This window comes from Roseibium sp., from assembly GCF_050301095.1.
Lineage (GTDB): Bacteria > Pseudomonadota > Alphaproteobacteria > Rhizobiales > Stappiaceae > Roseibium.
Genome location: NZ_JBNKYW010000093.1, coordinates 1 through 8,945, shown reverse-complemented (window position 1 = coordinate 8,945; position 8,945 = coordinate 1). Strand labels below are relative to the sequence as shown.

Annotated in this window: 6 protein-coding genes and 1 tRNA gene; 4 read left to right on the top strand and 3 right to left on the bottom strand. The window is 60.6% G+C overall.

From position 1 onward, the window contains the following. Positions 1-1,464 (bottom strand): biosynthetic-type acetolactate synthase large subunit (gene ilvB, locus ACQY7U_RS08385; RefSeq protein WP_428643454.1); only part of this gene is annotated, 1,464 nt, incomplete at its 3' end. Positions 1,465-2,113: 649 nt separating this feature from the next. On the opposite strand from ilvB, the gene ACQY7U_RS08380 reads away from it, so the two are divergent. Continuing rightward, positions 2,114-2,189, top strand: a tRNA-Lys gene (locus tag ACQY7U_RS08380). Between the two features lie 472 nt (positions 2,190-2,661). Here the strand turns inward: ACQY7U_RS08380 and ACQY7U_RS08375 are convergent. Further along, positions 2,662-5,994 (bottom strand): adenylate/guanylate cyclase domain-containing protein, encoded by a 3,333-nt coding sequence (locus ACQY7U_RS08375; RefSeq protein ID WP_428643453.1) that lies wholly within the window; start codon positions 5,992-5,994, stop codon positions 2,662-2,664. A 383-nt stretch (positions 5,995-6,377) separates the two neighbouring features. On the opposite strand from ACQY7U_RS08375, the gene ACQY7U_RS08370 reads away from it, so the two are divergent. From ACQY7U_RS08370 to ACQY7U_RS08360, 3 genes are all read left to right on the top strand, one after another. After that, a complete protein-coding gene (locus tag ACQY7U_RS08370) occupies positions 6,378-6,887 on the top strand; it encodes a hypothetical protein (RefSeq protein ID WP_428643452.1) in 510 nt (169 codons plus the stop codon). Positions 6,888-7,110: 223 nt separating this feature from the next. Next, positions 7,111-7,917, top strand: a complete 807-nt coding sequence (locus ACQY7U_RS08365; protein ID WP_428643451.1) for a rhodanese-related sulfurtransferase — start codon at positions 7,111-7,113, stop codon at positions 7,915-7,917. A 112-nt stretch (positions 7,918-8,029) separates the two neighbouring features. Further along, positions 8,030-8,617 (top strand): hypothetical protein, encoded by a 588-nt coding sequence (locus tag ACQY7U_RS08360; RefSeq protein ID WP_428643450.1) that lies wholly within the window; start codon positions 8,030-8,032, stop codon positions 8,615-8,617. A 21-nt stretch (positions 8,618-8,638) separates the two neighbouring features. Here the strand turns inward: ACQY7U_RS08360 and ACQY7U_RS08355 are convergent. Then, the coding region (locus ACQY7U_RS08355) for an SMP-30/gluconolactonase/LRE family protein (protein WP_428643448.1) at positions 8,639-8,945 on the bottom strand (307 nt) is incomplete at its 5' end.

Below are 8,945 nucleotides of genomic sequence, written 5' to 3'. Positions count from 1 at the left end.
CTGGCGCACCATGCCCATGTACTGGTTGTTCAGGATGAACACCTTGACCGGCAGGCCGAACTGAACAGCAGTCGACATTTCCTGGATGTTCATCAGAACGGAGGCATCGCCCGCAATGTCGACGCAAAGCGCATCGCGGTGGGCGACCTGCGCGCCGATGGCTGCCGGCAGGCCGTAGCCCATGGTGCCGAGGCCGCCGGAGGTGAGCCAGCGGTTCGGCTCCTCGAAGCCGTAGAACTGGGCCGCCCACATCTGGTGCTGGCCGACTTCCGTCGAAATGAAGGTCTTGCGGTGCTTGGTCAGGTCGTAGAGCCGCTGGATCGCGTATTGCGGCATGATGATATCGTCATGCGGCTTGTAGGCCAGCGAGTTGCGGGCCCGCCACTGGTCGATCTGTTTCCACCAGGCTTTCATGGCGCTTGCGTCCGATTTCAGCGAGGAGGCGCGCCAGATGCGGACGAGGTCTTCCAGAACGTGGGCGACGTCGCCGATGATCGGCAGGTCGACATTGATGGTCTTGTTGATGGAAGACGGGTCGATGTCGATGTGGATCTTGCGGGAATTCGGCGAGAAGGCGTCGGTCCGGCCGGTGATGCGGTCGTCGAAACGGGCACCGATGCAGATCATCAGATCGCAGTCGTGCATGGTCATGTTGGCTTCATAGGTGCCATGCATGCCCAGCATGCCGAGCCAGTTGTCGCCGGACGCCGGATAGGCGCCGAGGCCCATCAGCGTGGAGGTGATCGGGAAGCCGGTCAGGGACACCAGTTCACGCAAAAGCTGGGTTGCCTGCGGACCGGAGTTGATGACGCCGCCGCCGGTATAAAGCACCGGCTTCTTGGCCGCCGCCATCAGTTCGGCGGCCATGCGGATGCTGGCGGCATCGCCCTTGACCTGCGGCCGGTAGCTCTTGTGCGCGGAGGCCGGGTTCGGCGTCGGGCCCTGATAGGTGCCGGTGGCGAACTGGACGTCCTTCGGAATGTCGACGACGACCGGGCCCGGACGGCCGGAAGTGGCGACATAGAAGGCTTCGTGCAGGATGCGCGGCAGGTCGTCGACATTGCGCACCAGCCAGTTGTGCTTGGTGCACGGACGGGTGATGCCGACCGTGTCGCATTCCTGGAAGGCGTCGTTGCCGATGAGATGGGTCGGCACCTGGCCGGTGATGCAGACCAGCGGAATGCTGTCCAGCATGGCGTCGGTCAGCGCAGTCACCATGTTGGTGGCGCCAGGACCGGAGGTCACCAGCGCGACGCCGGGCTTGCCGGTGGAGCGGGCGTAGCCTTCGGCCGCGTGGCCGGCGCCCTGCTCGTGACGCACGAGAATGTGCTCAAGACCTTCCTGCTGAATGATCTCGTCATAAATGGGAAGTACTGCACCGCCCGGGTAGCCGAAGATCGTGTCAACTCCCTGGTCTTTCAGCGCCTGGATGACCATTTCAGCGCCGGTCATTTCCCGTGTCATTCTATCATCGTCCTTAATTCAACTGCCTGACGTTCCAGGCATTGGCTCTTACAATCGATATTTATCCGCCTTGTGGCATGCGGCGTCAAAGATCCGGTTCGATTCGAAAAGCGTTTTCAGGAGGCGGGTACAAAAAAAGGCCCCTTCGGGAGCCTTGGTCGCGCGCCATCCTGTCCGTACGGGGATCATCCCGCCGCGGAGGCGCGCTTTCCTACTACGATTAGAATGAGCGACAATGCCATGCCGTCCCGGTCCTTTGATGCTGCAGGCCGCCAGGCCCGATGGACGCGAATTCAGGGAGATTTCCCCGCCGCCCGCGCAGCGCCGAATTGTCAGCGACTTCAACAAGCTGGCACAAGCCCGTCGCTTCCGGCCCGGTCTTGATGCGGCGCACACTAGTGAGGCCGTTCTGACCGGTCAAGCCTAAAATTCGAAAATTGCGCAAAAGATGTCGATTGTTTCTGAAAATTTCCAAATCTTACGTTCTGAAATAGAAGATCTTTCGTGGAGGGGCCTTATCTTCCTTCTCCGCGGTGTTTGCATGGCCGCATTGACAAAAAAGTGTCACGCCCCCCATTGCGTTGTCGTGAACTGCATTATATACACCCGCCATTCGACGCGCCGCGCAACACGCAGCGCCGTCGCGGATGGGTGTGTAGCTCAGTTGGTAGAGCAGCTGACTCTTAATCAGCGGGTCTGGGGTTCGAGCCCCCACTCACCCACCATTTCTTCCTAAGAAATTGCAGACAGTTTGCGGATAAGGTGCAATCCTTGCGCCTTGAACGGGAAGTGACGTTAGGCGCACATTGATTATGCCGCAATTCCGACGTTGCTGAATGAAAAGTGGCGACTAATTTTTCTTGAAAGATTTTACGGCCATTACAATCGCCAGAATAAAAAATGCGATACCCGCCAACGCAAATAACGACGGCCCAACCAGTCCAAAGCTCGCTTTCAATTCATCAAAATTTTGATTTCCAAACTTCACTAGAAGTCCAGCCGTTGAAAGAGAAATTAGCGCGAGGAATAAAATTGGTATATTCATTTCAGTGACTCGTAATTTTTCTCTGAAAGTTCAAGGTTATTCAATATAGAATAATAACTTATTAACCTTTCACTAGTGCAATTTCATGTAATTTTTTTTACAAGTACCTCTTTATTTGTCGCTGGAAGATTTCGTTTCCAAGAAGTGTCCAGCTAGGATGTCCGCATTTTTTCCAACGCCAATTCCAGCTTCTCCGCAAAAGGAACATACCGGGTCTTTGCCAGAGCGTGGAGCTCACGCAAGGCGTTGGTGTCCACCAACTCCGCGTTACCGCGGCCAAGCTGCGCCAGTGTCCTGCAACGTTTGACGAAGAAATCGCAGGCGGGGAAGGGTTCGGCCATGCCGTAGGCTTCGTAGGCGTCGGCGTAGCGGTCCGCCTCGGCCCAGTTTTCCAAGTTGAGCGACAGTTCGATGGCGTCGCGGTAGAACCACATGACGTTGTGGCTGAGCGAACCGGCGGCGATCAGGGTCGCGGCTTCCTTCAGGCAGGCGTTGCGCTCACCTGCGTCTTTCGTGAGAAAGGCGAGTCCGGCAAGTGTCATCGGCCCCAGGAACTTCATGTCCGTCCGGCGCTGGATCTCAAGCGACTGACGGGCAAGGTCCAGGGCGGCTTCGCCGTTGCCGGCGCTTCTTTCAACCTCCGACAGGAACAAAAGGGCCTCGGCTTCGAAAAGCTGCGCGCCAAGCCGTAGGGCCATGTCGAGGGCCCGCAGACAATGAGACCGGTCTTCCTCCGACCTGCCAAGATACCACAGGGCCACATGGGCGCCGTGATGGGCGACGAGGGCGGCTCTGTCCTGCCCGACTTTCCGGGCCGCCTCGATCGCCTCCAATGTCGTTTCCAGGGCTCCCTCGATGTCGCCCGTGGTGATCTGCGTGATCGCGACCATGCTGCGGTTGACCACGGCGACCCGGCCGAGCCCGGATTGTTCGGCGAGAGCCACACAGCGACTGAACTGTTCGTAGGCGGTCAGCAGCTTGCCTTCCGCATAGGCGGCGTCGGCGAGCCCGCCGAGTGCCCGTGCCTCCAGTTCCGGCGAGGCTGCCTCGCGTGCATATTCAAGGGCTTTTTGATGCCGGCTCCGGCAGTCCTCCAGCTTGCCCAGAATGAACATGAGGTTTCCCTGAAGGTGGCAGATCCGGCTGAGTTGGTCGGGGTGGCCGGTTCTGAGCGCAACCGGCATCGTATCTTCCAGGAGGGCCAGGGCCTCAGGTTGCCGGTCGGTCAGGCGCAGAGCCGAGGCCAGACCGATATTGACGCGGCAGATGTCCGCGTCCGTGGCGGCAAGCTCCGCCGCCTTGCCGAAGCTTTCCCTGGCCTTGGTCGGAAGTCCGAGATCAAGCTCCCATTCACCTGTGCGGCACTGAAGCTGGAACCGGTCTGCGCTTTCCTGCGCGATGGCAAGGCCCTGCAGGGCCAGCCGGTGGGCACGCTCGGTCCGGTAGGCCGCCGCTTCCGCTTCGGCCGCCGCCAGAAAGGCCGCAGGCGCCTGGCGGTCACCGGCCCGTTCGAGATGTTCTGCCCGAAGGACGGGATCGAAGCCGGAGAAATAGGCAGCCGCACGGCTGTGCAATTCGCGTTTCCGGCCCGTCAGAAGCGAGGAATAGACCGCGTCGCGCACCAGCGCATGGTCGAACAGGAAACCGGTTCCGAGCGGGTGCACCAACTTGTTCAGGATCAGTGGTTTCAGATCGTAACCCGGCGAGGCGGCGACAGCGAGCAGCGCTTCGCGGGAAAAGTCCTGCCCGATCACGGAGGCTGCCTGCAGGGCCTCGCGGTCGGCCGGTGCAAGGCGGTCCATTCGTGCCAGAACCAGGCTCTGGATGGTACCGGGCAGATCATCGGTGTCTTCCGAAGCATTGCGCACGAGCTGGTCGAGAAAAAGCGGATTGCCCTGTGAGCGTTCCGCCATGGCGGCAGCCTGGGCACTGTCCATATGGAGCAGGTCCCGGGCCAGTTCCAGAGCTTCGGCCTTCGACAGCGGCTGCACTTCCATTGTGGTCGTCACGGCGTTCAACAAGGCCGCCGACCAGCTTCCCGCCGCCGACAGGGCTTCCGCGCGGGAGGTCATGATCATCAGCAGGGGAACTTCGGCAAGACCGGAGGCAAGCTGGACAAGGCAACCTATGGTTTGCTCATCCGCCCAGTGGATGTCCTCCACCACGATCACCTGCGGCTGATGCGTGGCAAGGTTGCGTGCAAGTTCCGCGAAAGTCGCCCGTTTGCCCTCGTCGCGCTTTTCCATGTCCATCGCGTCGTACTGGCCTTGCATCGCAACGGGTTGAGGCAGATCCAGAAGATCGTTCAGGAAGACCTCCCGCGTTTCCGCCACCCGGCCTTCCCGGATCATGTGTCTGACTGCGTCTTTGCGCTGATCTTCGCCGGCCGCCGGGGAGAGACCCATCAGGCTGCGCAGGAGTGCGCCGATGGCGTCCCGGCCCTTGCCTGTTCCGAAATCGAGGACGAGGCCGCGGTGGGTGGTGAAGCCCCGTTCCCCGGCGATGGCGAGAAACCGGTCGACGAGCATGGTCTTGCCGATGCCGGGTTCTCCCCGCACGAGAATGCTGCGCCCCCGGCGCTCCTGCGCCGTCTGCTCTGCAAGCGCCTGGAACTGCCGGCATTCGATCTCGCGGCCGACAAAGGGGCCGGGTGCGCTCCGGGCTTCCGGTTCCAGCACAGCGGAAACGCTCCAGACACGGATGGGCCGCTCGAAACCGTCGACGGCAATCTCGCCCCGCGCCGCGCATTCGGCTGCGTGCGAGGCGGAGTGATAGACCTCTGCCGTGATCAGCGTTTCTCCGGAAACCGCCACATCCTGAAGCCTGGAGGCGAGGTTGACCGTCTCTCCGGTCACCGTGTACTCGCTGAAGGAGGCGCTGCCTGTCCGGGCGGCGACAACCTGTCCGCTGGCGATGCCGATATGGGCCTCAAGGCTGTGTCCGTCGCTGGTTTGAAGGTCGCGCAGACCGGTGTGAATATCTGCCGCCGCCCGCAAGGCGCGCACCGGATCGTCGGTGCGGGCGATCGGGGCGCCGAAAAGCGCCATGACCGCATCGCCGATGTGCTTGTCGATCTTGCCGCCGTAGGTGCTGACGGCGGCATCGACGATGTTGAAATACCGGTTGAGCAGCGCGTGCGTTTCTTCCGAACCCAGTTCGTTGGAGAGCCTGGTGAACCCGCTGAGATCGGCGAATAGGACGGTGACCTGACGGCGCTCGTCGGCCGGTTGCCGGGGGGCGGCTTCCGGTTGTTCGCCGGGTGCTTCTTCACTGCCGGACAGGCCGGCAAGAGCCTTCTGAAGCTTGCGGCGCGGACCGAGCGGCAGACCGAGCTCCTTCAGGTCCTCTTCGGCCAGAAGGGGCAGCGTGTCGAGATCCACCTCGGCATCGGCAAAGGCTTCGCCGTATTTGCCAAGTCCGATGGCCTCCAGCCAGGCTTTGATGTCACCGGCCATGATGTCCCCGTTGCGGATCCGGGCCGGCATTTCCGGCCAATCCTTGCCCAAGTGTGCCCCAGTTCCGGTTCGAAGTCAGGCTCTTTCGGCGCGCGGCTTTGGGGCGGCCTCCGGGTATCCGGTCCCGGTTTCGGTCAAAGGGGAAGGGGACGGTTTTGCCGGCCGTTCAAACCGCATTGGCGTTTTCCGGTGATCCGGGAGGCTCTCATTGAAGGCCTGGCCCGCGGACTGTTCCACCGGCTCGCATGTCTTGACCGACGCCCCGAGGGGCCGCGACGTTTCTTGTCTAACGGTTTTCAAACAGGTTCAGACGGGATCCTGCCGATTTGCCTGGCGGGAAGCCTGCGGGACAGTTTTGCCGCCAACCGATCCGGTCTATAGTTCCGCGTTCCGATCCGGATCTGGAGGTTCGAATGAAGTTGCTATTGTCCGAAGCCCAGTACAGCAGGGCAAAAACTCCACTGAAGCTGGCGCTGGACAAACTGAACCTTGCGGCGAAGGGCATGCACGGACTGGACGTCGTGGCCGAACCGGGCGCAGTCATTCAGAACAATCTGGTCAAGGTTGCCAACCCGCGCTTCGATCCCTTGAAGAAGCCCGGAACAAAGGATGAAATCGAGGCCTATGAGAGCCAGTATGTTTCTACATATGTGAGCGCCCGAAAGTCCGAATGGAAAGCGCACATGCGCAAATACATTCGTGACAACTACGCGAGAGCCACGCCGACGGATGACGCGGTCAAGTCGATTGGCGGTTGGCTGAAAAAGGCCGTGGAATGCAGATATCCCGTCCATGATGCCAAGATCCGCGAACTCCTCTGTGATGTCATTCTCATGATCCGGACCGAGGGGTTCACGGGTGAGGATACGACAGGAACGCAAATGGGGAATTTCCAGGGGCAATGGCGTGGCGGTGGTTTCTGAAGCTGTTTCGCTCAGGAGGTTCCGCGTCCGCGATTATCCGGAAAACTGCAGACTTTGCACATCGGGGGCGAGGGCTGTATAGAGGCGTCAGCTGACCGGAGCGCGGCCGTGACGATCCTTTGCGTCCAGCCGGACCCGGTCCCTGGATCAATTTCAAAGCGTCAGGGCATCATGTGCGCGTTCACCTGAACGTCCGCAAGCATTGCCCGAGAAAAGAAACCCGATGAACGACTTTCTGGTAGCCGCCCTTTACCTGTTCACGCCACTCGAGGATTTCGAGGAAATGCGCGATCCGCTGAAGGCCTTTTGCGAGGCGCACGATGTGCGCGGCAGCCTGTTGCTGGCGTCCGAAGGCATCAACGGCACGATCTGCGGACCGGAAGCGGGCGTGCGGGCGGTTCTGGATCATCTGCGCGCCGACCCGCGCCTGAAGGATCTCACCCACAAGGAAGCCTGGACCCACCGGCATGTTTTCAAGCGCATGAAGGTGCGGCTGAAGCAGGAGATCGTGCGCCTTGCGGTCGACGGGATCGACCCGAACGAAATCGTCGGTGAATACGTCAAGCCGGAAGACTGGAATGCGCTGATTTCCGATCCGGATGTCGTCGTGATCGACACGCGCAACGACTATGAATACGCCTTCGGTACATTCGAGCGGGCGGTCAATCCGAAAACCCAGTCGTTCCGCGAGTTCCCGTCCTGGGTGGAAGGCGAGGAGCAGCTTCAGAAGAAGCCGAAGGTGGCCATGTTCTGCACCGGCGGTATCCGCTGTGAGAAAGCAACCGCCTGGATGCTGAAGAACGGCTTCGACGAGGTCTATCACCTGGAAGGCGGCATCCTGAACTACATTGAAAAGGTGCCGGAAGAGCAGAGCCTGTGGAAGGGCGAATGCTTCGTCTTCGATGACCGGATTTCCGTCGACCACCAGCTTCAGCCGCGCTGGGGCGAATGGGTGCCGGAAGAGGCGCGCCACATCATCAACGAAGATACAGAGTACGAAAAAGGGCCGCGTCAGGATCAGGATGCCTGACAGCACAGGTTGCATTTCTTAACGGAAATTAACTTTTTCGCTTTTTCCTCCTGGGCAACTTCCCTAAAGTCATGGATGCGGAGCTTTTTCGCACCAGACTGGGGGAAGTACCATGCGTCACAGGTTCTGGAGCGCGCTTGCCGCGCTGACAATCAGTCCGTTTCTGGCAACATCCGTGGCAGCGGGCGGAAAGGCGCTCTCCTGCTACGAGCAGGCGACCGTTCCGGCCGTCTACAGGACGGTGCAACAGCAGGTTCTTGTCCAGCCCGCCAGCAGTTATATGGTTGAAAACCCTGCGGTGTACAGCTTCCAGACCCGCCGCGTTCTGGTGCAGCCCGAACGGGTGAGCTATCGGAAAACACCGGCGGTCTACCAGACCCGGTACCGGCAGGTCCAGGTTCAGCCGGCCAGCATCGGTTGGGAATACCGCATGATCAAGGGCCGCAAGATCCTGTGCAAGGTGCAGCATCCGGCCGTCTATCAGACTGTTGGCCAACAGGTTCTGGTCCAGCCCGCCTCGAAAGTGGCTGTCCGCCAGCCCGCGATCTATTCGACCGTCAGGGAAAAGGTTCTTGTCCGGCCCGCCACCCGTCAGGTGGTCCGCAAACCGGCCGTCTACCGAACGGTTAACCGGCAGGTACTCGTCCAGCCCGCGCAGACTGTGTGGAAACCGGTCAGGGTGCGCGGCTGCCGGTATTGACGGGCCGTATCAATTGCTGGGTTACGTCTTGAACCGATAGGTCTTCAGCCCCTTCTGACCGTGTCCTTCCACGAGAAACAGACCGCCCGACAGCGTGTCCGGCTCCATGGCGGTCGGGTCGGATGGTTGTTTGATGCTGGTGACGATCAGATGGTCGAGATCAGGGCCACAGAAACACGGCATGGTCGGCTTTTCGACCGGCAGTTTGATTGCGTGCAGCAGGTTTCCGTCGGGAGCGAAGCAGTTGAGCACTCCGGCGGATACACCCGCGCTCCAGTAATTGCCGTTGGTGTCGACGGTCGCGCCATCCGGCCGGCCGGTCTCGTTG